Raw genomic sequence first — 26251 nt, 5'->3', positions numbered from 1 at the left:
TTACTAATTTTTGAATTATGGCCTGCATTTTAGTGTAACAGTCAGTTATTACTTTGATTTACTTTATTTTTCGGTTTAGCAATATCGTTCGAAAACCCGAATAGGTTCGAACCTAGTCCAATGCGTTGAGATTATGGTTATGCATCCTAACGCTGTTATCGTGATAAAAGCCATATAATTCGGTCGTAAGAAGCCAAATAGTGAAGTAGTACAACGATTCCGAAGGTTACACATAATGTGGTTAATCCTAAATCGTAAACAGACCAAATAGCAAATGTAAAAAGTCCTAATTCTATTATTAAACGAATTATACCAGGAGTTGGAACAGGAGCTGTTCCTGAGCGGCTAGGATCATTTGGAACTGCAAATATTCCCCAAATAATAGCAAAAATAATTGGAATTCCGATTCCTAAAACAAATTGGAGCCATCCATCGCTTTGTTTCCAACCCCACATGCCCACGGAAATTAGAGCCATAAATTCTAGCAGAAATCTAATAATTAGATTTATCGGATTCGAGCCCATCTAGTTTAATGAAGTTTATTTCTGGATTAACATCTAATCTAGTATTGTTATTCCATTTACTTAGAGAACATCTTTACCAGCCATAAAATTAAATATAGCCCTAAGCCAACACCAAAAAATAATACACCTACTACAAATGCAATTCGAATATGTGATACTTTCCAGCCTAGTTTCTTACTAAGCCATTCTGATACTCCTAAAATCATAATTTTTAATTTTTCACTAATATCGGAAAAACTTTTACATCATAAAAGAATTTGGAGGTTGGTTACTCTTCAGAGTATGACGACTATGGATAATGAAGAAGTGGTTATTTGTGTGATTTTTTTAAAATCACTTTTTTCGCTTGTAAATAATTGATTGTTAACACTTTGTGGGCTTTTAATTTCGTATCTTTAAGGGGCTATAAATCCAAAAACACTAAAGGTATGAAAATGTTAGTTAATGTAACCTTTCCCATTGAGCCTTTCAATGCGATGGTTAAGAATGGTACTGTGGGGCATATATTAGGTCGAATAATCGATGATATTAAGCCAGAGACTATTCATTTTACCGAACAAGATGGTTGTCGCGCAGCAGTTATGGTATTAGAAATCGCTAATGCTTCTGATATTCCTTCCATCGCTGAACCTTGGTTTTTAAATTTTAAGGCTATTTGCGAATTTAGGATTGCAATGACGCCTGAAGATTTTATGAAATCAGATCTTTCTAAGCTTGCTGAAAAGTGGAGTGAAGTGCAGATGAATTAAAATTTTAATCTAATAGCCACTCCTGTTAAACTTAGAGTGGCTTTTTTTTTAAAACTATAATTGAGGTAAGTTGTTTTCTTTTAATTTAAGTATTAAAGCTATGGTTTGTAAGGGTATGAAATTATTACTTTTATTGAGTGTACTGTTTATATTAAACTGCAAAGAATCTGGAAGAAAAGCTAATGCATCAGGTTCTGAACAATCTACTAATCTTGTAGAGAGACCTATTAAATCGCCAAATTTCTCACTAGCGAGTTTGGATGATGTTATTGTTAGTCTTGATCACTATAAAGGGAAGTTTTTAGTGATTCATATTGCTACGACCTGGTGTCCGTTTTGCAATGCAGAGGCTCCTTACTTAGAAAAGCTTTTTCAAGACTATCAGGGTAAAAATGTAGAGGTGCTTCTTATTGATGTAAAAGAACCAAAAGAATTGGTTAAGGAGAAATTACAACGTAAATATAATTTAACCTTTCCAATTTTATTAGATATTGATGGTGATGTTGCCGCAAGTTTTGCGCCTAAAGATGTGCTTCCCGATTTATCAAGGGACGAGGTTATGCTGGCTTCGAATTTATTAATAGATCCAGATGGAAACATTCAATTTATGTCTCTTTTAGATAGTAAAAATTTCGATGCAGAATTACACCATTTAAAAAGTAAACTAGATGAACTGTTATAGTTTGATCTGTTTCCTCTTAATGAATGTCATCTTTCTCCAGGAAAAACAGTTTGTTAGTATTGTTGAAGAAGGCATTGATATAAGAAAAGGGCATGGGCTAGTAGAAATACTTATTCCTTTTAAAATTCAAGATGGTTATCACATACAAGATTTATTCGATACTAAAGATGAATTAATTCCCACAGAGATAAAATTTAAAGCATCACATGGTTGTGAAGTTGTGCAGTACAAGTTTGTTAATCTTCATTATAACACTCTGCAAATAAATGAATTTGAACATCGGGTTATTAGTGGTGTCATGGAGATAAGCGTTGTCTTGAAATGTGAAAACAGTGCCATAAATAGTGGTAGCCTTCAAGGGGTTCTTAAATATCAAACATGTAATAATCGCCAGTGTTTTTTCCCTCGAACCCTTGATGTTAAGGTTGATTTTTAAGTTTGTATGGTTAAGCTATAAAAATGTTTTATAATCATAGTACACTTGGCGTAACATAGTTTTCACTACTAATATTTATTCCTGTTTTTAGGGTTATTCGTATACCATTTCAATATCATCAATTATTAGGGTGCTGCCTATTGCTCCTGCAAAATTAGCTCCGTCAAAACTGGAGGAAGCAACAAAAGTAATATGAGTGGGTAATCCGTATTGAGCGATATCATCATTCACAAAGTTTTGTCCATCTGGAGGAAACATATAATCAGGGAAACTATTGTCCAAAGCTCCATAATAAAATACAACCTCTTGAGTCATAAATTCTTCCTGAATTTGGTCGCTTCTAAACCACGCCGTTGCCAAACGTTGTGTTTCTCCTCCTTGCCGAAATTCTAAAAGCGCATAGATGTCGCAGGCATCACTGAAGTCTAAGAGTTCTCCCTGTTTGTTTTTGTTTTCTGGACCAGGAATAAAGCTATATTTAAAACGTAATTTAGCTGGTCTGCCGGCAAAGGGAGTTCCAAATACAATGGCGGCTTGAGGATCACTAATTTGTATGTTATCGGAATCAAAATAACCAGTAAATATAGACCCTGCCGCTATAGGAGTTCCAAAGGTTGCTGCTAAGTCTCCCATATCTAATGTAATTAACTTTGCCGCTAAATTATCATTTCCTAAATCCTCAGGTATGGTTGCTAATTTGTTTAGTAGTTGTGTGCCAGGGTTACTGCTACCCCAAATGGTATTTGCTGCGGATTCTCCTGGTTCATAATAATTTGTGGCAGTTTTATACCATGCGTTTAAATCATTATTATCTAATTGAGGGGTTTCTGAGGCTACAAATGCTCGAATGGTCCAATTGTGGGCAGAACCATCTTCAGCAATAATTTGAATGGTGTCATCATTTTCTAAATTTAAAAGGTCGCCTTGATCTTTATTTGCCTTGGCAAAAGACGAAATCTCCAAAGTTTCAATGGTAATTTCGGTTAGGTCAACACCCCCGGGAATTTCTACAGTTACCAAAAGACTATCGCTTATAATCGTAGCATTGCCAGACTGGTTACTTACCAGAATTTGTTTTATATTCCCAAAGGGAGAAGCTCCAAAGTAATCTTCTTTGATACAGCCTAACATTATTAGTCCAGAGCAGGTTAAGAGTAATATGCTTTTTATCCGTCCCATAATTATTTACGTTTTTTTGATTTTTCAGCGCCTATATAATAGGCTAGTCCGAGCTGAAGTGATAATATGTTTATTTCAAAATCGATGTTGTTGCGCGTTTCTCTGGATTTTTCAGTATCGTTGATTGTTGTTTGTGCTGTGTTTAATTCATATCCCAATACATCAATACCAACTTCAAGAGCAAAATTTTCCATTGCAAAAAATGTTACCCCCGGACTTAAGCCAATCCTAAATTTATAATCGGTTTCGTATTTTTTGGTAATCTCATCCATGTTCTGAATATCTCTCGTTAAAGTATTACTTCTTCCAAAAGTAATTCCAAATTCAGTAAAAAAACTTAAACGTTCATTAGAGGTAAGTGGTACGGCCGACCTAATAAAAGGAGTCAAAGCAAATCCTCTGGTTATGGAATGAGAGTTAATCGTATCGGAATCTCTTAAAATATCTCCTGTGAATTTGTTTTGGTGGTAATTTATATTAAGTCCGGCCATAGCATAATTACCAATAAAGTAACCCCCTTTTAAATGAAGATCGAAATTTGCGCGTTCACCATTTAATATTTTCTGAATAATCTCATCAGTATTCTCAACCTTTTTATCTTCAAGAGACATTGCAAACCCTATATATATATTCCTTTTTTTGAATGGCTGGAAATCTTCATTATAATAGCCCGATAATAACTCATAGGGAGTATAAGTATCTTCTTTGCTTTTTTTTTGTGAAAGGGCCGCATTTGTATATAGCAAGCCCAGTGAAATTATAACAGTAAGAATGATTTTCATAGTGGTGGTGGTTGTTCTAATGGATTGGTTGTAAAAAAATAATGCGAGATTAAAGTAATGATTTTTTAATTAATTTGAGTTTATTTTATTATCAATATTGAAAACAGAAACGTGGTTTTGTTCACCTAGATACATAAAACAACCCTGAGCTTTATAGTTCCTTCAAACATATACAGCAGTTAGTATATATTGGAACTATGAAGCCGTTGCTTTGCAGGTTGTCTGTTATAAATAAGTACGATCCTTTTTTGTGCTATAGCAATTAGAACGTTATTGTTGTTTGAACGAAAATTTAATCAATTGGAATTCGAGAGGCATTCATAGAAAGCCAAGTGTCAAAATCCTGTAATTGTGGGTTAAGTTCCAAAGAAAATTTCTCATCACGTACTTTGTTAAAGTCGTTATTAAAATCTCTTTTAAATTGAAACATATTACCTAAGTCGTCAGCTCCGGGGAAACCAAAACTACGATAAGTTTCAGGACTCACATTATTATAAATAACTTGAATGTTTAATGCTTTTGAAAGTTTGGCAGCCATATCGTTACCACTTAGTTTTTCACCCACGATACCAACGGTTTTACCAATTAATGCTTTTCCTTTTTTGAATATGCCATAGGCGCATTTGCCAATATCTTCGGCTGCAATGCCCGCTAAAGGTTTATCATCCATCGGGAAAGCAATGTAGTAATTGCCATCGTCCCCTTTTTGTGGACCCATTCCGAAATAAATAAAATTATCCCAATAAAAGGAGGTTCTTAGGAAAGTTACAGGTAGGCCTGCTTCAACAAAGAGTTTGTCTGCTGCTCCTTTGGCGTCGAAATGAGGTACCTTATATTTTTCTTGTAGCGTTGGCATTCTATCGTCATCTAAAGGAATCCAGTTTCGAGTATCTTCAAGCGTAGACCAGATAATATGCTCTAAATTCGCTTCTTTAGCACACTGAATAAAATGTTTTATTTGTTCAAGTTCTTTTTCAGGGGAGAAATGCTCCCAAAAGAATGTTACAAAATAGGCGGCCGCTGCTCCATTTAGAGCTTTTTTTATACTATCGGGATTATTGAGGTCTGCCTCAATAATTTCTGCCCCCAAACCAGATAGAGCCTTGGCTTTCTCTGAATTAGCATTTCTTGTTACGGCTCTAACGGTATATTCCGAACTAGGATCGGCTAAAATGGCACGAGCAAGTCCACCACCTTGCGCTCCGGTAGCACCAAATATGGCTATTGTTTTAGTTGTTTTCATTGCGAAAGATTTTGTAGTTATGTGATTGTGTTTCTGTTGTTTGCGGGGTTTTACTAAATTACTAAATTAAAATAGACTTACATAATTTAGGGTGTAAATCATTGGTGTGGAAGGGTAATTGAATAAAGAATCAGTTTAAAAATATTTTAAATAGGGTGGATTGGTAATATCTTATATTTAAAGTGAGTACTTTTTATATTTTATTTAAGAGTATCCACTAATTATTTAAGAATAAATTTCAGAATGTCTCAATTGAAAAGCAGTAAATTTGTGGGATTAATAATTTAAATATTAAAACATGACATTTTTAAGGCATTTGTTTGCAGGGCTAGCTTTATTTTTAAGTGTGGCTTTACAGGCACAGGAAATAGTTCCTCAGACATATTGTAACCCAATCGATATCGATTATACCTATATGGTATATAATTCGAGCCGGAACATATCGTATCGATCTGGCGCCGATCCTGCCGTGGTAGAATTCCGTGGTGAATATTATATGTTTGTAACCCGTTCGTTTGGGTATTGGCACTCTACAGATCTGGTAAACTGGACATTTATTAAACCTGATCAGTGGTTTTTTGAGGGGTGTAATGCTCCAACAGCATTTAATTTTAAAGACGAAAAAATATATTTAGCCGGAGATCCTGCAGGCTACGGAAGTATTCTTTATACCGACGATCCAAAGAATGGTAAATGGACACCAACAGCTTCTATCACCAATAATATTCAGGATTCAGAATTATTTATCGACGATGATGGGAAAACGTATTTGTATTGGGGATCCTCAAACGTGCATCCTATTCGTGTTAAAGAATTAAATAAAGACGATCGTATGCTGGAAACCGGAGTGAAGAAGGATTTAATCAATCTTGTTGAAGAAGAACACGGTTGGGAGCGTTTTGGTGAAAATAACTTTCATCCAACAATCAAGGAAGGTTATATGGAAGGTGCTTCCATGACCAAATATAATGGTAAATACTATCTGCAATACGCAGCCCCGGGTACACAGTTTAATGTATATGCCGATGGTGTATATATTGGAGAAACACCATTAGGTCCTTTCGAATATATGAAGAGTAATCCAATGTCTTTCAAACCAGGAGGGTTTACTAACGGTGCCGGACATGGTATTACGGTAAAACAGACTAACGATCAGTACTGGCATTTTTCAACTATGGCCTTGGCTTCTAACTCCCATTGGGAAAGACGCCTGTGTATGTTTCCTGTAAATTTCGATGATGAAGGATTAATGTCATCAAATACAAATTATGGTGATTATCCGCGTTATGCTCCTAATCACCCTACAAAAGCCGGACAACATAATGGTTGGATGTTATTATCCTACAAGGGAAAAACCACCGTATCGTCATCGCAAATGCAAATTGTTAAAAGCACATCTACCGATGATAATTATGACATTACAGAAATACCATTGGAAAAAAATACTGAAGGCGAAATAATCGCAAATGTATTGACGGATGAAAGTCCGAAATCTTTCTGGGTAGCCGATGCAAACGATGATAAGCAATGGGTGAAAATAGACATGTTAAATCCTGGAAAAATATATGCGTTCCAGTTAAATTATCACGATCATGAATCTGGTATTTATACGCGTACCGAAGGCTTGCGTCATCGATTTTACATCGACATATCTAACGATAGAAAAAACTGGGAAACTGTAGTAGATAGAAGTAATAGTTACAAAGATAGTCCGAATGCTTACATCGTACTTAATGCACCAGTATCTGCTAAATATGTGCGTTACCGTAATGTAGAAGTGCCTGGAAATAATCTGGCATTATCTGAAATAAGAGTGTTTGGTAAAGGCTTTGGTAAAGCACCCCAAAAGGTAAAAGACTTCTCGGTAAAGCGTGAAGACGATCGAAGAGATGTAACTCTGACTTGGAAACCGGTTAAGGGCGCTCAAGGGTATAATATCCAATGGGGAATAGCCCCTGATAAATTATACCAGTCGTGGCAAGTTTATGGTGATAACGAACATTATATGCGTTGTTTAGACAGAGATACCTCTTATTATTTTAGAATAGAAGCCTACAGTGAAAATGGAATTTCCGATGCTTCTGAAATTATTAAAGTTGATTAAACTGAAATAATAAAACCATGCAATATCATATTAAAAAGGCTCAGTAAATCTGAGTCTTTTTCTTTTTTGGTATTATTTTATTGTTAAGCCAATTAATTTATGCGTTTAATTTAGTACATTTATAAGGTGTTGAGGGTTAGTAAATAACACTTTATATGAAAAAAATAATACTCCTTTTAATTATTATTTTCGGAATTTTTAAACTGGTCGCACAGGACGGTAGTGTTAATAATTCCGGATTTCTTCAAAGTATTTATAACGACTCATTCAAACAAGACTCTGTTTCGAATCCTTTCGGCTTTAAGAACTGGACAGACAGAATTAAAATTGATGGTTACTTACAATTTCGTGGTAATGCGAAATCGAATACAGATTTGAAATGTGAACAATGTGATGCCACTTACGGTGGTGAAAAAGGGTTTTCATTACGAAGGTTGAGAATTAAATTTTCAGGGTGGATTCATCCGCAGATTTATTTTTATATCCAGCCCGATTTTGCTTCCGATGGTAAAAATCTGGGGCAATTGCGCGATGGCTATTTTGATGTTTATTTAGATAAGTTAAAGAAGTACCGTTTTAGGATTGGCCAAAGTAAGATTATGTATGGATTTGATAATTTACAGTCGTCTCAAAATAGGATACCTTTAGATCGATCAGACCCTATAAATAGTGCTTTTAAAAACGAACGGGATATGATGGTCGCTTTTTATTACGCTTCTCCTACGGTACAAAAACGATTTAAAACTTTAATCGATAAAGGTTTAAAAGGAAGTGGTGATTATGGTGTTTTTGGTATTGGGATATTTAATGGACAAACCGCTAATGCTACAGTTCCAGACAATAATGGTTCCTTTCATGTAGCAACGCGATTAACCTATCCTTTCGAATTTGCTAACGGACAGTATTTAGAAACCTCTATACAGGGATATTATGGGAAGTATCAATTAACGTCAACTACCGAAGGGGTAATTGCTAAAGGACGATATGACGATTTTGGCAACCCTTTAAATGCGCAGGACGCCTTTTTTGACGATTACCGTGTGGCAGCTTCCGTTATTTATTATCCCCAGCCAATAGGTTTTCAAATGGAATATAACATTGGTAATGGACCTGAGTATTCTCCGATGAATAATTGGGTAGAACAGCAGAATTTAAACGGTGGTTACCTTAGTATTATAGGTAATGTTCAGGCTGGAAAGCATAAATTTTATCCTTTCATGCGTTTTCAGTATTACGATGGCGGCAAGAAATTTGAATTGGACGCTCGAAGCTATAATGTAAAAGAATTTGAAATCGGATCGGAGTGGAGTCCATTTTATCCTTTTGAAATTGCTTTAAATTACACCTATGCGGAACGCCGCTTTGAAGATGGTGTAAAGACTTCGAACTTTCAGACAGGACACTTATTACGTATGCAGATACAAATTAATTATTAGCAGAAAATTTATTAATGTAATCATGTTGCAGTAGTCAGTAAAAAAAAAGGCTTAGTGTTGAACTAAGCCTTTTTTATTTAGTTATAGTTTAATTATTTTTTTTGATTGGGATTGTTTATGGTTATTAATTATTTCAACAATGTATATACCATGAGATAATGATGAAATATTAAATTCATGGCCTTTCGAAAAGTATCCATGATGGGATTGTAAATGTTTCCCGGTGATGTCGTAAATATTAACTTTTGTTACGGACTGGTTTAGAGTGAATTTTTCGGAAACAGGATTTGGAAACATTTTTAAGTCGGATTGGTCTTCAAATATTGGTGAAGATAGGGTAGTCATGGTATTGCCATAAATTTTATAACCGCCAGGCTCTAAATTAATACTGCTTGTACTGCCATCAATTGTAGTGTTTCCAGAAGTATCCATTAAATCATACCAAGTGCCTGTGTAAGGGAAATTGGGATTAATGTTTTGTGAAACCACACCAAAATTAGCTATGATTATAATATTTTTAAGGGAGCTTCCTGAGCTGTTTTCATCACCAGTAAAGATGCTTATTCTCGGGGTGAGGTTATTAGAGGTAATTGTATAATCGCCTTCAAATACTGGTTCGTTAATTTTTAAATTAATAATTCGGGACCAAGCCTCATAAATTTGATTTCTTGCGCTATCGTCCGTCCAGTTATTGCTCCATTGGGGTTGAGGCTTTGTATCTAGTTTACAATCACCGTTATTGCCATTCAAATCATTAACAGCCCCATTATTACATGTAAAAATGGAGTTGTTCATACCTAATTCACCAAAATGCCATATCATTTTAGGTCCAGGGATGGTTAAGCTTACAGCTCCCAAAGCGGGCATTCTGGACAAGGCGGTTTCTAAATTAGTTACATCATAACTGCCATTACTATTACCGAATTGCAGGTTTTTGTACATGAGGCGTTCTTCGTCATGACTTTCGGCATAGCCAACAAGTCGTGGTTTTTGGAAACTTCTGGCCTTATGTCCCATATCGGTTATATTGCCGGTGTATCCCATAGTGAGCTCATTATACTCGTGGTTTATATTGCCCCACAGCATGATGCCTTTTCCTTCATCAACTCTATAATTAGCCCATTCGGTTTCTTCATCTCTAGAGGTCAATCCATCGTTGTTCGCATCCCATGCTGTTCCAAGATGTTCAAAAATGATATAATGATCGGGGTCTAGACTCCAGCTGTAATCGGCATATTCTTTAAGTACGGCAACACGATCGGCATTATAGTCATTCGTGCAACCTTCATTATTTTCACAGTTTTGAGTGAATCCTTTGGTTAAATCCCATCGTATACCATCAATTTTAAAGTTTTCAATCCAGTGTTTTACAACGCGCTTGGTATAAACTTTAGTAAACGAATTTGAATGATCGAAGTCTGAACCTACATTGTAAGAATGTTTTGGTGATTGATTAAAATAAGGATTTTCAGAGCTAGGGTCTCCCCAACCATCATTTTCCGGATCGTTCATCCAGAGTCGCACCAGCGGATTTCTTCCAAAGGCGTGATTAATGGCTAAATCCAAAATTACGGCAATGCCGTTTTGATGACAGGTATCAATAAGCTCTTTAAATTTTGATTCTGTACCGTAGAATTTATCCAAGGCCATGTGAAAAGATGTATTGTAGCCCCAACTTTCATTGCCTTCAAATTCCATAATAGGCATGAGTTCAATAGCATTAATATTTAAACTTTTTAAATAGTCTATTTTATCTATAACATCTTGAAAATTTCTATCAGCATCAAAATCACGAATCAATAATTCATAAATGATCAAATCTTCTTTTTTTGGTTTTACAAAGTTTTCAACCTGCCAGTTATAGGAGGGCTGATTGGTTTGAAGTACCGTAACCTCACGTTCTTGTCCCGATGGGTATTCTGGTAAATTTGGATAGGTAGTATTAGGTATATAGGGATCATCGAATGGCGATAACACCAAGTTAGAATAGGGATCGGCTACTTTTACTAAAGTGGGTGAATTTGTAATAGGTGTTTTGTCGATGACCCAATATTGATACGACTCAAGCTGTCCGGGAGTTAAACCTGTTAAGGTTAACCAGAATTTGTTGTTTCTGGATGGGTCACGTTTCATAGCATAACTGGTATCAGGTTGCCAGTTGTTAAAACTTCCTGCTACATACACAAAGTCTTTTCCTGGAGCATATAAAACCAAAGTAGCTTTGGTAGGGTCGTTGTCATCATAATTAATACCATCCAAATAACTTTGCGGCATTATTTCGTATGAAGTTTCGGGGTCTACAAGTACAGAAAATGTTTTGGTTTTAGTTTCTCCTAAGACTGTAACTTCTAAAGTGTAGTTTTTGTTTTCAGATACCGATGTATCGGTAAAGCTATAGTTGGAAATGTTAGATTGAGAGTCAATAATAGTTTCATTGGCTTTTAGGATATAATTGGCCGTGCCTCCTGTGTTAGAGGCGGCTACATTAAAATTGCTTCCCATTGTAATTATTGATGTCGTTTTTGTGGGTTGTGTTAATGTGATTTGAAAGAGGCCAACGTCTTCAAGGTAATCTTCAGATTGCTTTAAGTTACTACCATCTTTAGCCTTCACTAAAAATCCAATTTGTCCTATGTTGGTTCGGCTATAAAATACGGATGGAACAAATCTGATTGCATAGGTGTCGTTTACGGAATTGTAAGTTAAACGATTGGCTTCATTTGAATTATCCCAACTCCCATTAGTAGGGCAATCTTGTATATTCTCGAGGTTCGAATCTTTAGACCATGCCCATAGGTATAGGGCATTATCTGTAACGCCCCATGTAGATTCGTTGATGGTGTTTCCTTCAAATGTTATGGTAATATTGTCGTCTTCATTAAAGGGGAGCGGTGTTATCGTATAACTGATATCTTGTTTTTGGGAAAACCCCAAGTATGTAAACAATATCAATAATATGGTAGTAATTTTTCTCATTTTTAGTAGCATAAAAAAACGGTTGTACTAGGATATAGTACAACCGTTTTGGTTAATAAATATTAAACAATATTTTACTATATCTATCTTTTGTCGAAAGCGTAAACAGGACCGCTAGGATCGTTAAAATCAATGCTTATTACATAATTTCCGGCTTCAACAGCAATATTATTATCGGCATCCTGGTCAAGGATGTTATCGCCATTAGCATCACCATAATCGTTTTCCCATTTGTTGTTTGGTCTTACTTTAATTTCTCCATCAAGAAGGGTGATGTTGTCGGCAAACCAAACACCTGGTTGAATTTCTGTTAAACTGGCATCAGCCGTCTCACCCCAGTTGTTATATCCAGAACCAACAAGACCTAATACGGTTGCAGGTTCAATAGAGTAGGAGTTGTCCTTTAAATCAAGTGTTATTAGATAATGACCTTCTGTGGTAGCGATATTGTTATCTGGATCGGCATCTAAAACACCATCCTGATTAGCGTCACCAAGATCGCCGCCCCATGCGTTATTCATTCTAAATTTTATTTCGCCATCAAGTAATTTTAAGCCTACTTTAAAAGTGTCAGTAGTATAGTCGTAATATAATTTAGCATCTGGTGTTTCTCCCCAGTTGTTATATCCTGAGCCTACAATACCCCATGAAAATTCTTCTATGGTATAGCTATTGTCGTTAGTGTTGATCGTTACTTTGTAATCTCCCGCAGTAACAGCAATATTATTATCTGGGTCACTATCTAAAACACCATCCAGATTAGCATCACCAAGATCACCTCCCCAAGCATTATTTTCACGGAATTTTATATCTCCATCAATTAAATTAACATAAGAAACGATAACCCCATCTGTATCTGTGGTATAGAATTTGGCATCAGCAAATCCGCCCCAATTGTTATATCCAGAGCCTACAATCCCCCAGCTAGCCACTTCATATGCACCTCCGGTATCAACAGCTTCTGGCAAAACAACCGTTAGTTCTTGTGGTTCCGAATAAGTAGGAAGACCATCGATACCAATAGTAGCTTTTAGTCTGAAATAAAGTTTTCCTGTGTTAGGAGCTTCGGTACCAGGGTCGTTGTCTAATCCTGATTCTTTAGCTAAGCTTAACATTTTTCCTATAGTAACGGCTAAGTCATTTTCCATAGTAGTTCCTAATGTTGTGGCATCTGTAAAATCACCTAAAATAGAATTTTCCAATTCGTAAGTCGTATTGGTAGGAACACCAAAGTCAGCGTTTCTCCAAGTGAAACGTTCTCCAATATTATTGGCCGCAGACGGAATAAGCACGTATTCTTCTAAAAACATATTAGAAAATGTAATACCATCTGCTGGTGGTTGTGCAACAAATACTAGGTCGTCTTCTTGGTCGCAAGAGTTAAAGCTTATTAAGGCTATAATAAGCAGCGATAATAATTTTATATTTTTCATCGTAATAATTAGTTTAGTTTATTAATAACCTGGGTTTTGAGTTAAGTTGGGGTTTGCCTGTAAGGCAGAAGATGGAATCGGGTAAAGCTTATAAGTAGCAGGAATACTTGTGCCATCTTTTACGCCACCTTTCCAAGGCCATAGATATGAACTGCCTGTAAACAAGCCAAAACGTATTAAATCGGTACGTCTATGACCTTCAAAATTTAATTCTCTTCCGCGCTCATCGATAATAAATTGCTCGGTTAAATCGTTTTGGGTTATTTCAGAAGCATTAGAACGCTTACGAACAGCATTAACATATGCAACTGCAGTATTCATATTGGTTCCAGCTGCATTTCTTACCGCACACTCAGCGTACATTAAATAGGCATCTGCCAATCTAAATAGTGGAAAATCGGTATTAGAAAATTTCGTTGCAGAAGAGCTTGAATAATAATTTGTATTTCTGAATTTAGTTGAAGGATAACCGTCTGTCCATTCTTTATAGTCTGTCATTTCATATTCATGGCCTTCAGTCCAGAATAAAGATGCCCTCACATCGGTTGAAGTTTCTAAATTTCCAAATAATCCATACCAGGCTTTGCTAGATCTGTGTCCGCCCCAGCCTTCGGTAGCCCCGAATTCAGCTATAGGCATGGTTGCAGAATTTAAACTGCCATTTACTAAGTAAGTTGTGTTTCCAAAACTTTTACTGCTTGTTGCATCGGCTATTAATGGAAATATAATTTCGTTAGACGTATTATTATCGGCTGAAAACAAACTGATAAAATCAGGGTCTAAAGAAAACGAACTTTCAGTAATTACTTTGTTTGCATAAAAAGCAGCCTTTTCGTATTGTTCGGTACCTGTGTAAACTTCGGCATTTAAATAAAGTTTAGCTAATAGCATTTGAGCAGCAGCGTTTGTGGCACGTCCATAAGTGTTTGTGTCCGGTAATTTGTCTACGACATCTAAAAGTTCAGATTCTACCCAAGCGAATAAATCTTTTCTTGAAATTTCTGGTAGTGGGTCTAATTGACCAATGTTTTCTTCTGTAGCTTTTACACCTTTACCAAATACATCTATTAAATAAAAGTTTGCTAAGGCTCTAATAAATCGTACTTCTGCGTTAATTGCTTCAGCATTATCTACATTTACATTTTGCATTGCAGCCAACAAATTGTTGCACTGAGGAATGGTAAAGAATATACGGTTATAAAGATATCTAAAGAATTTGTTGTCCGGAGTCCAGTCTGTTGTGGTGGTTAATTGATCTAATCCGTTATCTCCCCAACGATTTTTCATAGCATCGGCAGCAAAATCCTGTAGATTTACAATACCTCTTAAAAACGGTGATTCTCCCGCATCATCACTAATATCAGAGCTACCTTCACCTTGAGGTCCTGATAGAGCAAATGAACCATAAAGTCTGGAAAGAATTCCTTCTACAGCATTTGGGTCTTGAGCTAATAGCTCATCCAAAGAAAGCTCAATTAAAGGTTTGGTGTCTAGGTCACTTGTGCATCCTATGGTTAGTGAACTAATAACAACAAAGCTAAATACTAATTTTAATATTTTATTTTTCATCATGTTCGTTGTTTAAAAATCAATGTTTACACCCATATTATAGATAGTCGATCTAGGGTAGAAATTTTTATCTATTCCCGTGAAATTTTCCGGATCTTGTCCAGAATAATTTGTTATAAGGAATGGGTTATTAACAGCTCCATAAATTTTAATGGATGCGTTTTTAATAACATCAGTTAAAGTATGACCTACAACTATATTTTCACATCGTAAGAAGGAAGCTCCTTCTAAGAAATAATCAGAATATTGGATAGGATCCTTGATATTCGTGAATACAGGATTTGCTGCACCTGTGAAAAAGTTTAATTGGTTGGTAAACGAGTTGCCGTCTAACGACTTGGCATTGGCAATAGCACCATGAGATAATCTTCTAGAATTGTATATTTCACCATCTAGCTGACCTCTAAAACTTGCGCCAAAATCCCAATTTTTATAGGTGATATTAATGCCATAGCCAAAGGTCCAGTTAGGTTGTATAGGTCTGTAATATCTGTCTGCTTCAGTAATACGGCCGTCACCATTTAAGTCTACAAAGGCTCCAAGTACAGGGTCGCCGTTTTCGGCATACACTTGTTTGTAAACCCAAGCAGAACCTGCTTGCTGTCCCACCGCATGTCTTAATAAGAAATTACCTGTACCAAAATCTAATCTAGCTTCATCTTTGTTAACGGTAATTCTTTCAACGCCACTTAAGTTAGTAACTTCGGTGATATTGTATGATAGATTACCATTTAATGAAAGATTGAAATCGTTAGTTTGTACTGGAGTTAGGTTTAAGTTTAATTCAAAACCTTTACTCTCGGTTTCACCAACATTTTGAATAATCTGGTCGCTTAAAGCTTGTCCAGGAGGTACACCTGTTAATACCAATAAGTCGGTTGTTTCTCTTTTGAAGATATCGAATGAACCCGAAAGGACATTGTTGTTGAAAAATCCAAAATCGACGCCGGCGTTATAAGTAGATGTTTTTTCCCATGTTAAATCGGGGTTGAATTCTTTGGCATTATATAGTGTTACGCCACTAATATATTGACTGGTTTGTGATCCTATTTCAAATAAAGGAATAGATGGATAGAACCCAACCTGACCAGAAATATCTTGCTGACCCGTTTTACCCCATCCTAATCTTATTTTAAAGTCTTGCACAAAATTTACATCCTTTAAAAAAGTCTCTTCTTTTACTTTCCAGGCTAGTGCCGCTGAAGGGAAATAGCCCCAGCGATTTTCTTCTGTAAAGAATGAAGACGCATCTGCTCTAAATGATGCGGTTAATAAATATTTGTTGCCTAAATTTATGTTTGCACGTCCAAAAAAGGATTGTAAATTTAATTCATTAAAATATCTGCCATTCGGGTTGTTTGGGTTTATAGAGCGCACACGGTCACCTGTAATACCATCTAAATCCAGGTCGTAATCTACGCCAGCAATTTTACCGTCTTCATATGCAGGGTCTTCGGTGAATTCCGTTTTGTTGCCATCATTTTTGAAGTTTTGGTATGAGTAGCCACCCTGTACATCAAAGCTTCTAACAAAGATGTTGTCGAATTCTTTTCGGTAAACGAGATAAGATTCCATTGTGGTATTCGTGATGTGCTGATTTTCACCAAAACTTATACCTGGTTGTAAAATGTAGGTGCCAGCAGGTAGTGGACTATCTGGGTCAGCACTACTTACAGGTGCATAGCTGTTTACTGCATAATCTGTATAGGATTCATTAATTTTTGCTCTAGAGGCTTCCAATCCTAAGTTAACAACAGCTCTTAATTCAGGTAAAAAATGAAGTTTATAATCGAATTCAATGTTACCTAGTAGGCGTTTTACTTTTTCAGGTCTATGTCTCTGCATTAACACGGCAAGTGGGTTTGAAGATCCAACTTTTTCATTTGGAGCATTCGGGTGATCTGCAGGTCTTAACTGTTGGTAATAGCCACCGAAAATAGAGTTGCTATCATAAACAGGTTTAGTAGGATCCATGGAAATAGCACCTCCTATAGCACCTCCTTCATCTACAGCGTTTTTGTCTACGGCAGTCACTTTGGCATTTAAATCGATTTTTAAATGTTCATCAAAAAATTTAGGAGATAATCTAAGAGAAGCTGTAACTCTTTCATAATCATTAGTTTTTACTACACCTTCAGTATTGTTATATCCTATAGACGCTCGTAATGGTAGTGTTTCGAACAGATTCGCTCGAACACCAAAATTGTAATCAGAGGTTAGAGCTGTTCTATAAATAGCATCTTGCCAGTTAGAATTATAAATAGCACGATCCCCGTCTGGTGTACTAATTATTTGAGATACTTTCTCATTAGAAGAAACCGAACCAATAGGAACACCTAAAGCTCCTAAGTTTTCGGGGAAATACATTTGTACAAATTTTACAAACGTATTACCATCCATAACCTCTACTTGATCATTTCTGTTAATGTTACTAAGTGAAGTTCTTGCTGAGAAATTGAATTTTGGGTCTCCTGAAGTTCCTTTTTTTGTGGTAATGATAATTACCCCATTAGAAGCTCTAGAACCATAGATGGCAGTTGCAGATGCATCTTTTAAAATAGAAAAACTTTCAATATCATTGGGGTTAACTAAGCTTAAAGGGTTTCCTACTCCGGCAACACCGCCGTTATCTAATGGAACACCATCGATAACTATTAGCGGTGAATTATTTCCCGATAGGGAAGAACCACCTCTAATTCGAATGTTTGGAGCAGCGTCGGGTTGTCCACCTGCACTTGTTATACGCACACCTGCCGCTTTACCTTGTAATAATTGATCAGGAGATACTACGGCTCCCTGATTGAAGTCATCCGATGAGATTACTTCAACCGATCCGGTTAGGTCTTCTTTTTTTACGCTACCGTAACCAATAACGACAACTTCATCTAATACGGCGGTGTCTTCTAAAAGGATTACATCCAGTCGTTGTTGTCCGGTATAAGTGATTTCTTGTGGTTGGTAACCCAAAAAGGTAAATGAGAGAATATCCCCTTCTTTGACTTCAATTTCATAGTTGCCATCAAAATCGGTGGCGGCACCAATCGATGTTCCTTTTACAATAACATTCACTCCGGGAATGGGGAGCGATGTAGATTGTTCTGTTACTGTTCCCTTCAAACTTGTTTGCGCCAATAATATTGAGGGTGCAAAAAGCAGAAAAAACAATAGGCTATTAATTATTGTTTTCATACATTAATTTTTGTTAAAATCTTGGTTTTAGTTTAGTTATATTTTCACTTCTCGATTCAAATCTAAATAATTGATTCTTAAAATTAATGCTTTTGAATTACGAAATATTTAGCGAAAACGTTTTCGTGTTGATAACTTTTCAGTTTTGGAGGTAAAAATTCATAATTACATAACCGTTATTTGATTTCAAATAATATGATATCTTTATATGACCATATTTAAATAGTCGGAATATAGCTCCGAAATAACATGATGAAAAAAAAGATCACTTTAAAACAGATTGCGCGAGAATTAGATGTCTCCATATCAACGGTTTCCAAAGCGTTAAGTGGTAGCAAGGAAATTAGTGAAGAGACCACACAGAAAATTCAAGCCTTTGCAAACTTATACAATTATAAGCCTAATAATATCGCGCTTAGTTTAAAAAACAGAAAAACCAAAACCATTGGTATTTTAATTCCTGAAATTGTACATCACTTTTTCTCAACGGTTATTAGAGGTATCGAGCTCATAGCGAACAGGCGTGGGTACAATGTTATTGTCGGACTCTCTAATGAATCCTTTTCCAAGGAAATTATTAATATGGAAATGCTGGCTAATGGAAGCATTGATGGGTTTATATTGTCTATTTCAAAGGAAACCTTGTTAAAACAAGATTACCATCATTTTAAAGCTACTATAAATCAAGGCATGCCCATTGTGATGTTTGATCGAGTGGTTAATGAGGTGAATTGCGATAAGGTTATTGTCGACGATTTTAACGGTGCGGTAAAAGCTGTTAACAAGCTGGTAGAAAAGGGATGTAAAAATATAGCCTTAATTACTACAATGGATTATGTAAGCGTAGGACGATTAAGAACCGAAGGGTATTTGGAAGCTTTGGAAAACAATAAACTAGAGCCCCAGTCGAATTTAATTTTAAAGATTGATGATAGCTTAGATGTCGAGAATCATTTAGAGATTCTTGAAACTGAGATTGCACAATTTTTTAAGGCTAATAGTCATATTGATGGTGTTTTTGCGGTTAATGAATTATATGCGGTATCTGCCATGAAAGTAGCAAGAAAGTTAGGTTTAAGTATTCCAGAGGATATTCAGGTTATCGGATTTACTGATGGTGTACTGTCTAAACACGCTACACCTAGCTTAACAACGGTGAGTCAACATGGGCAAAAGATGGGTGAGCAAGCCGCTAATTTGTTAATAGATAGACTGGAAGCCGATAATACCGAATATGATCAATACATAGTAAATAATGATGTGAAATCTGATTATATAAAGGTGGTTATTGAAACCGAAATTATTGAAAGAGAATCTACTAAATAGTATTTTTTTTAGGATAAATAAAAATCTTTCCTATATTTGTATCCAAATCAAAACTTATATTTTCACTTCTCACGTAAGTTTTGATAAGTAAATATTCGCTTATCAAATAGTATTAATGTAAACATACTATTTAATGGAAAAGCGTAAGTTAAGTTTCTTAGAAATTTGGAACATGAGTTTCGGATTTTTAGGAATCCAGATGGGTTTCGCCCTTCAAAATGCCAACGCCAGTAGGATACTTCAAATTTTTGGTGCCGATGTACATGAGTTATCATGGTTTTGGATAATTGCTCCTTTAATGGGGTTAATTGTACAGCCTATTATTGGTCATTACAGTGATAAAACATGGGGTAAATTTGGACGAAGAAAGCCTTATTTTCTTATTGGAGCCATATTGGCTGCTGTAGGATTGGTATTACTCCCTCAAGCCGATTTATTCATTGCTTTTATGCCAGCCCTTTGGGTAGGCGCAGGCATGCTCATGATTATGGATGCTTCCATAAATATTGCAATGGAACCTTTTCGAGCCTTAGTTGGTGATAATTTAAGAACCGATCAGCGTACCTTAGGTTTTAGTGTGCAAACCGCCTTAATAGGGTTCGGGGCCGTAATAGGATCCTGGTTGCCTTATGCATTGTCTAATTGGTTTGGCGTATCGAATGAAGCTCTTAATGGAGCCGTACCAACCCATTTAATTCTCTCCTTTATTATAGGTGCGGCTGTATTAATAATATCCATTTTAGTAACGGTTTTAACTACCAAAGAGTATTCTCCTGAGGAGTTGGCACAATTTGAAGATGAGAGTTTGCATGCCGAAACGGTGGTTTCAGAAAGTGAAAAAAAGGAGTCTAGTCTGTTAGATGTTTTTGAAGATTTTAAGAAAATGCCTGAAACCATGCGCCAGTTAAGCTGGGTGCAGTTTTTTTCTTGGTTTGGACTTTTCGGTATGTGGGTGTTTACAACACCCGCTATAGCACAGCATACATTTTATTTACCAATTTCCGATAGTAGTAGTTTAAGATATCAGGAAGCTGGCGATTGGGTGGGTGTTTTATTTGGTGTTTACAATTTAGTTTCAGCACTATATGCGTTCGCCTTACCTTACATAGCAAAACAGATTGGTAGAAAGAAAACACATGCCCTTTCCTTAATTATAGGAGGTCTGGGCTTACTCTCCATTTATATTTTGCCCGGTAAAAATTGGCTTATCATTTCCATGATTGGGGTTGGTATAGCCTGGGCAAGTATTCTTGCCATGCCCTACGCTATTTTAGCTGGATCCATTTCACCAAAAAAAATGGGCGTTTACATGGGTATCTTCAATTTCTTCATAGTAATACCCCAAATTATTAATGCTTTAATAGGTGGTCCCCTTGTTAAGTATGCCTATGGTAATCAGGCCATATTTGCATTAATGGTTAGTGGGGTAAGTTTTTTAATAGCGGCAACTTTAGTTTTTAAAGTAAAGGATGTCGACGATATAATTCAATAATAGTATTTAAAATTATAATGCAAAAGATAGGAGTAATATTCGATTTAGACGGGGTTATTGTCGACACCGCTAAGTATCATTTCTTGGCTTGGAAATCCCTTGCCGACGAACTGGGATTTCAGTTTACAGAAACTCATAATGAATTGTTGAAGGGCGTTAGTCGTGTGAAATCGCTTGAAATTTTACTAGAAATAGGTAATGTAACATTATCAGAAAGAGAGAAACAGAAGATTTTGAAGAGTAAAAATGAACACTATTTAAGTTACATAACAAAAATGGGGCAGGAGGAAATACTGCCTGGAGTCACCGAGTTACTAGATACTTTAGATAATTTAAAAATAGACTACGTTTTAGGGTCGGCTAGTAAAAATGCCGCACTGATATTAAAACAGGTGAATCTGTTAGATAGATTTAAGGCTATTGTTGATGGGAATAGTGTTTCCAGAGCAAAACCCGACCCAGAAGTGTTCTTAATAGGAGCTCAAAAGTTACAACTTTCACCAGAAAATTGTGTGGTTTTTGAGGATGCTATTGCTGGTGTAGAAGCAGCAAACACCGCCAATATGATATCTGTAGGGATAGGAGATAAGAATACTTTGAGTGAGGCCGATTATAATTTTAATGACCTAACGGAACTCCCAAGTCAATTTTTTCAAAGTCTACTTGTAGAAAATTAAATTAAAAACAATGAATCAAGACTATATAAAACCAAATAACTGGTCAATCGTAGAGGAGGGTTTCGATGCCGATAGAGTGAAGTCTTCCGAAAGTATATTTAGCATTGGTAATGGTGCCATGGGGCAACGTGCTAATTTTGAAGAAGCCTATACAGGTGCTACCTTTCAAGGCAGTTATATTGCTGGCGTGTATTACCCTGATAAAACCCGAGTGGGGTGGTGGAAGAATGGTTACCCCGAGTATTTTGCCAAGGTATTAAACGCACCGAGTTGGATAGGTATTCAAGTATCTGTTAACGGGGAACGTTTAGATTTGTTTTCATGTAAAACTGTTGAGGATTTTACAAGAGAACTCAACATGAAAGAAGGTTGGCTGTCCAGAAGTTTTACGGCCACCTTAAAGAATGATACGAAAGTAGAGGTGAAAACCAAGCGCTTCTTAAGTTTACACTTAGATGAGGTTGGAGCTATTCAATATCAGGTAACACCTCTTAATAAAGATGCTGAAATCATTTTTCAGCCATACTTAGATGCAGGTATTACCAATGAAGACACCAATTGGGATGATCAGTTTTGGGATACCACGAAAGTATCTCAGCAATTACACCGAGCATTTATAGAATCGAAAACCATGAAAACAGATTTTCATATTTGTACTTTCATGGAATCCCAAGTCTACTTGAATGGAGAATTGCAGTCATACAGTCCAGAGGTAGATTCAAAATCTAATTATATTTCTTTTAGTTTTAAACAACAGGTAGCTAAAGGCGAGTCTTTAACTATTGTAAAGTTTGGGGGGTATACGGTCGATAGAAATCACGAGGCAACGGAACTGGTTGCTGCGGCTAATCAGGTATTAGATAAAGTAAATGCTATAGGTTTTGAGGGACTATTAGACCAACAAAAACAAGACTGGGCAGATATTTGGGATATGGCCGATATCAACATTGCCGGTGATGTAAAAGCACAGCAAGGTATTCGTTTCAATATATTTCAGTTAAATCAAACCTATTTAGGGAAAGATTCCAGACTTAATATTGGACCTAAAGGATTTACGGGTGAAAAATATGGTGGAAGTACTTATTGGGATACTGAAGCCTATTGTATTCCGTTTTATATGGCAACCAAAGACCAAAAGGTAGCGAGAAACCTTCTGGAATATCGTTATAATCATTTGGAGCGAGCCATAGAAAATGCCAGGAAGCTAGGTTTTACTAATGGAGCGGCCTTATACCCTATGGTAACTATGAATGGCGAAGAATGTCATAACGAATGGGAAATAACATTCGAAGAAATTCATCGTAATGGGGCCATTGCCTTTGCTATTTATAATTATCATCGTTATACGGGTGACTATAGTTATATCCCTGAAAAAGGACTGGAAGTTTTAATTGGAATTGCGCGATTCTGGCAGCAACGCGCTACGTTTTCAGAAGATAAAAATCAGTATGTGATTCTTGGGGTAACCGGACCAAACGAATACGAAAACAATGTAAATAACAACTGGTATACTAATTATCTGGCACAGTGGTGTATTAATTATGCAATAGAAAGTATTGAAAAAGTGAAGGCTGATTATCCGTCGGAATTTATAAGAATTAAAGAGAAAGTTCGTATTTCAACAAAAGAAATTAGTGACTGGAAGCGGGTGGCAGATAATATGTATTTCCCGTATTCAGAAAAACACAAGGTGTACCTTCAACAGGATGGGTTTTTAGATAAAGAATTAATTACCGTAAATGATTTAAATAAGTCCCAACGTCCTATTAATCAAAAATGGAGCTGGGATCGCATATTACGATCGCCATATATTAAACAGGCTGATACGTTACAAGGGTTTTACTTATTTGAAGACCATTTTACGACCGAATCATTGGAGCGACATTTCGATTTTTATGAACCTTTCACTGTTCATGAAAGTTCGCTGTCTCCCTGTGTGCATAGTATTCAAGCGGCCAAGCTTGATCGCATGGAACAGGCTTATACCTTCTATTTAAGAACCTCGCGATTGGACTTAGATGACTATAATAAAGAGGTAGAAGAGGGGCTTCATATAACCTCTATGGCAGGAACCTGGATGAGTATTGTTGAAGGTTTCGGTGGTATGCGGGTAAAAAATAATGCACTGCATTTCGAACCTAAAATTCCAACACAATGGGAAGGATATTCCTTTAAAGTGAATTTTAGAAATCACGTTTTAAAAATTACAGTAAGTCAGACAGAAACAACCTTTAAATTACTGCAGGGTCAGGCACTTCAAATTTATGTAAACAATGAAACCCAGTTAATAAAGGCTGAAAAAGAACCGGAATTAAACTAAATACAAAATCTCATGAAATCATTATTAATTACATTTTTAGGTTGTTTTTTTGCGTTCTGCAATTTGGGAGCTCAGGAGCTCATTTCGCCTGGGGGTGAAGTGGCTATGCAATTTTCATTGCTATCGGATGGTACGCCTACCTATAAGGTGTCTTATAAAAATCACCCGGTTGTAAAAGTTAGTAAATTAGGGTTAGAATTAAAGGATGATGAAAAGTCGCTTTTAAACGATTTTGAAATTATTAATTCTGAATTATCTGGCTTTGATGAATCCTGGCAACCCGTATGGGGAGAAGAAAGGAATATTCGCAATCACTATAACGAATTGGCAGTGACACTCAAGCAACATGAAACCGAACGTATTATGCGTATACGATTTCGCATGTACGATGAAGGTTTAGGCTTTCGTTATGAATTTCCGGAACAGGAAAATCTGGTCTATTTTGTTATAAAAGAAGAAAAGACCCAGTTTGCTATGACGGGTGATCATACGGCATTTTGGATTCCGGGAGATTACGATACTCAGGAATTTGATTATACCGAATCCAAATTATCGGAAATCAGGTCGCTTTTCGATACTGCTTATACACAAAATGCTTCGCAAACACCGTTTTCAAAAACAGGCGTGCAAACAGCTTTAATGATGAAAACAGATGCGGGATTATATATAAATCTGCATGAAGCAGCTCTTGTAAATTATGCCTGTATGCATCTTAATTTGGATGACGAAAACTTGGTGTTCGAGTCCTGGTTAACGCCAGATGCCATAGGAGATAAGGGGTATATGCAGGCTCCGGCCAATACACCTTGGCGTACCATTATGGTAAGTGATGATGCGCGAGATATACTGGCTTCAAAAATGACTTTGAACTTAAACGACCCTTGCGAAATAGAAGATACGTCATGGATAAAACCTGTTAAATATATAGGTGTTTGGTGGGAAATGATAACCGGGAAAAGTAGCTGGGCGTATACCAACGACATACCATCGGTACAACTGGGAATAACCGATTTTTCAAAAGTAAAACCTAACGGAAAGCATGCTGCAAATACCGAGCATGTCAAGATGTATATCGATTTTGCTGCCAAACATGGTTTTGACGCTGTGCTTGTAGAAGGTTGGAACGAAGGTTGGGAAGATTGGTTTGGGCAGTCAAAAGATTATGTGTTCGATTTTGTGACACCATACCCTGATTTTGATGTAGAAGCGATTCATGAGTATGCCGCATCAAAAGGTGTAAAAATGATTATGCATCATGAAACATCAGGTTCTGTGAGAAACTACGAGCGTCATATGGATATGGCTTATCAGTTTATGAAAGACCATGGTTATGATGCTGTTAAAAGTGGATATGTTGGAAATATTTTACCAAGAGGCGAATACCATTACAGCCAATGGATTGTAAATCATTATCAGTATGCTATCGAAAAGGCAGCTGAATATGAGGTTATGGTAAATGCTCATGAAGCTGTTAGACCAACAGGAATCGCCAGAACATACCCTAATTTAATAGGCAATGAGTCGGCACGAGGTACCGAGTATCAGGCCTTCGGAGGTTCGAAGCCCAATCATGTAACGGTATTGCCATTTACCCGATTAATAGGTGGGCCAATGGATTATACACCGGGAATATTCGAAATGGATATTAGTAAGCTTAATCCTGATAATAATTCGCATGTTAATAGTACATTGGCGAATCAGTTGGCCTTGTATGTTACGATGTATAGTCCGTTGCAAATGGCAGCCGATTTGCCCGAAAATTATGAGCGCTTTATGGATGCCTTTCAATTTATTAAAGATGTGGCTGTCGACTGGGATGAAAGTATTTATTTAGAAGCGGAGCCTGGATATTATATTACAGTGGCACGTAAAGAAAAAAATGGCACAGACTGGTTTATTGGGAATGTGAATGGGATTAATTCAAGGATTTCTAACATTACTTTAGATTTTCTTGATCCAGAAAAAAAGTATGAGGCTACCATTTATGCCGATGCTAAAGATGCTCATTACAAAACCAACCCGAAGGCGTATACCATCAAGACTAAAATGGTAACTAGTAAATCAAAATTATCTTTAACCTCGGCACCTGGAGGTGGTTATGCTATTAGCATTAAAGAACTTAAATAAACAGGTT

Annotated in this window: 19 protein-coding genes; 10 read left to right on the top strand and 9 right to left on the bottom strand. The window is 36.4% G+C overall.

What is annotated here, in order from left to right; all coding sequences use genetic code 11:
* Window positions 1-155 precede the first annotated feature (155 nt).
* Window positions 156-524 carry a YrdB family protein gene (locus tag H611_RS0101625; RefSeq protein ID WP_027136704.1) on the bottom strand — a complete coding sequence of 123 codons (369 nt, stop codon included), beginning with the start codon at window positions 522-524 and terminating at the stop codon, window positions 156-158.
* 56 nt (window positions 525-580) lie between these two features.
* The gene (locus tag H611_RS14710; RefSeq protein WP_157515018.1) at window positions 581-730 is read right to left on the bottom strand and encodes a PspC domain-containing protein; all 150 of its coding nucleotides are present in this window, start codon (window positions 728-730) and stop codon (window positions 581-583) included.
* Between the two features lie 150 nt (window positions 731-880).
* Between H611_RS14710 and H611_RS0101615 the strand changes: the two genes are divergently transcribed.
* From H611_RS0101615 to H611_RS0101605, 3 genes are all read left to right on the top strand, one after another.
* Entirely contained in the window at window positions 881-1273 is a 393-nt protein-coding gene (locus tag H611_RS0101615) for a panthothenate synthetase (RefSeq protein WP_245574750.1), read from the top strand.
* A gap of 115 nt (window positions 1274-1388) precedes the next feature.
* Window positions 1389-1955 carry a peroxiredoxin family protein gene (locus H611_RS13780; protein WP_169515975.1) on the top strand — a complete coding sequence of 189 codons (567 nt, stop codon included), beginning with the start codon at window positions 1389-1391 and terminating at the stop codon, window positions 1953-1955.
* A gap of 19 nt (window positions 1956-1974) precedes the next feature.
* Window positions 1975-2391 (top strand): hypothetical protein, encoded by a 417-nt coding sequence (locus H611_RS0101605; RefSeq protein WP_027136702.1) that lies wholly within the window; start codon window positions 1975-1977, stop codon window positions 2389-2391.
* Window positions 2392-2484: 93 nt separating this feature from the next.
* On the opposite strand, the gene H611_RS0101600 is transcribed toward H611_RS0101605, so the two are convergent.
* From H611_RS0101600 to H611_RS0101590, 3 genes are all read right to left on the bottom strand, one after another.
* Window positions 2485-3570: a PCMD domain-containing protein gene (locus H611_RS0101600; protein WP_027136701.1), complete on the bottom strand. Its 1086-nt coding sequence runs from the start codon at window positions 3568-3570 to the stop codon at window positions 2485-2487.
* 2 nt (window positions 3571-3572) lie between these two features.
* Window positions 3573-4352 carry a hypothetical protein gene (locus tag H611_RS0101595; RefSeq protein ID WP_027136700.1) on the bottom strand — a complete coding sequence of 260 codons (780 nt, stop codon included), beginning with the start codon at window positions 4350-4352 and terminating at the stop codon, window positions 3573-3575.
* A gap of 292 nt (window positions 4353-4644) precedes the next feature.
* Window positions 4645-5595: an NmrA/HSCARG family protein gene (locus H611_RS0101590; RefSeq protein WP_027136699.1), complete on the bottom strand. Its 951-nt coding sequence runs from the start codon at window positions 5593-5595 to the stop codon at window positions 4645-4647.
* Window positions 5596-5893: 298 nt separating this feature from the next.
* On the opposite strand from H611_RS0101590, the gene H611_RS0101585 reads away from it, so the two are divergent.
* Together H611_RS0101585 and H611_RS0101580 are read left to right on the top strand one after the other, a co-directional pair.
* Window positions 5894-7699 (top strand): family 43 glycosylhydrolase, encoded by a 1806-nt coding sequence (locus tag H611_RS0101585; RefSeq protein WP_027136698.1) that lies wholly within the window; start codon window positions 5894-5896, stop codon window positions 7697-7699.
* A 155-nt stretch (window positions 7700-7854) separates the two neighbouring features.
* Window positions 7855-9135, top strand: coding sequence for a porin (locus H611_RS0101580; protein WP_027136697.1), 1281 nt, complete (start codon window positions 7855-7857; stop codon window positions 9133-9135).
* Between the two features lie 81 nt (window positions 9136-9216).
* Here the strand turns inward: H611_RS0101580 and H611_RS0101575 are convergent, their stop codons facing one another.
* The 4 genes from H611_RS0101575 to H611_RS0101560 form a co-directional block, all read right to left on the bottom strand.
* Window positions 9217-12111 carry an alpha-amylase family glycosyl hydrolase gene (locus H611_RS0101575; RefSeq protein WP_027136696.1) on the bottom strand — a complete coding sequence of 965 codons (2895 nt, stop codon included), beginning with the start codon at window positions 12109-12111 and terminating at the stop codon, window positions 9217-9219.
* Between the two features lie 83 nt (window positions 12112-12194).
* Complete coding sequence (locus tag H611_RS0101570; protein WP_027136695.1) at window positions 12195-13544, bottom strand: SusE domain-containing protein; 1350 nt, start codon at window positions 13542-13544, stop codon at window positions 12195-12197.
* Between the two features lie 21 nt (window positions 13545-13565).
* The gene (locus H611_RS0101565; protein WP_316928825.1) at window positions 13566-15116 is read right to left on the bottom strand and encodes a RagB/SusD family nutrient uptake outer membrane protein; all 1551 of its coding nucleotides are present in this window, start codon (window positions 15114-15116) and stop codon (window positions 13566-13568) included.
* A gap of 9 nt (window positions 15117-15125) precedes the next feature.
* Complete coding sequence (locus H611_RS0101560; protein ID WP_027136693.1) at window positions 15126-18302, bottom strand: SusC/RagA family TonB-linked outer membrane protein; 3177 nt, start codon at window positions 18300-18302, stop codon at window positions 15126-15128.
* A gap of 252 nt (window positions 18303-18554) precedes the next feature.
* Between H611_RS0101560 and H611_RS0101555 the strand changes: the two genes are divergently transcribed.
* The 5 genes from H611_RS0101555 (at window position 18555) to H611_RS0101535 (ending at window position 26244) form a co-directional block, all read left to right on the top strand.
* The gene (locus H611_RS0101555; protein ID WP_027136692.1) at window positions 18555-19628 is read left to right on the top strand and encodes a LacI family DNA-binding transcriptional regulator; all 1074 of its coding nucleotides are present in this window, start codon (window positions 18555-18557) and stop codon (window positions 19626-19628) included.
* Between the two features lie 133 nt (window positions 19629-19761).
* Window positions 19762-21120, top strand: a complete 1359-nt coding sequence (locus H611_RS0101550) for an MFS transporter (protein WP_027136691.1) — start codon at window positions 19762-19764, stop codon at window positions 21118-21120.
* Between the two features lie 17 nt (window positions 21121-21137).
* Window positions 21138-21797 carry a beta-phosphoglucomutase gene (gene pgmB, locus H611_RS0101545; protein ID WP_027136690.1) on the top strand — a complete coding sequence of 220 codons (660 nt, stop codon included), beginning with the start codon at window positions 21138-21140 and terminating at the stop codon, window positions 21795-21797.
* A 10-nt stretch (window positions 21798-21807) separates the two neighbouring features.
* Window positions 21808-24117 (top strand): glycoside hydrolase family 65 protein, encoded by a 2310-nt coding sequence (locus tag H611_RS0101540; protein ID WP_027136689.1) that lies wholly within the window; start codon window positions 21808-21810, stop codon window positions 24115-24117.
* Between the two features lie 12 nt (window positions 24118-24129).
* Window positions 24130-26244: a glycoside hydrolase family 97 protein gene (locus tag H611_RS0101535; RefSeq protein ID WP_027136688.1), complete on the top strand. Its 2115-nt coding sequence runs from the start codon at window positions 24130-24132 to the stop codon at window positions 26242-26244.
* Window positions 26245-26251 lie beyond the last annotated feature (7 nt).

Source organism: Gaetbulibacter saemankumensis DSM 17032 (assembly GCF_000425645.1).
Lineage (GTDB): Bacteria > Bacteroidota > Bacteroidia > Flavobacteriales > Flavobacteriaceae > Gaetbulibacter > Gaetbulibacter saemankumensis.
This window is presented reverse-complemented; position numbering and strand designations above follow the sequence as displayed.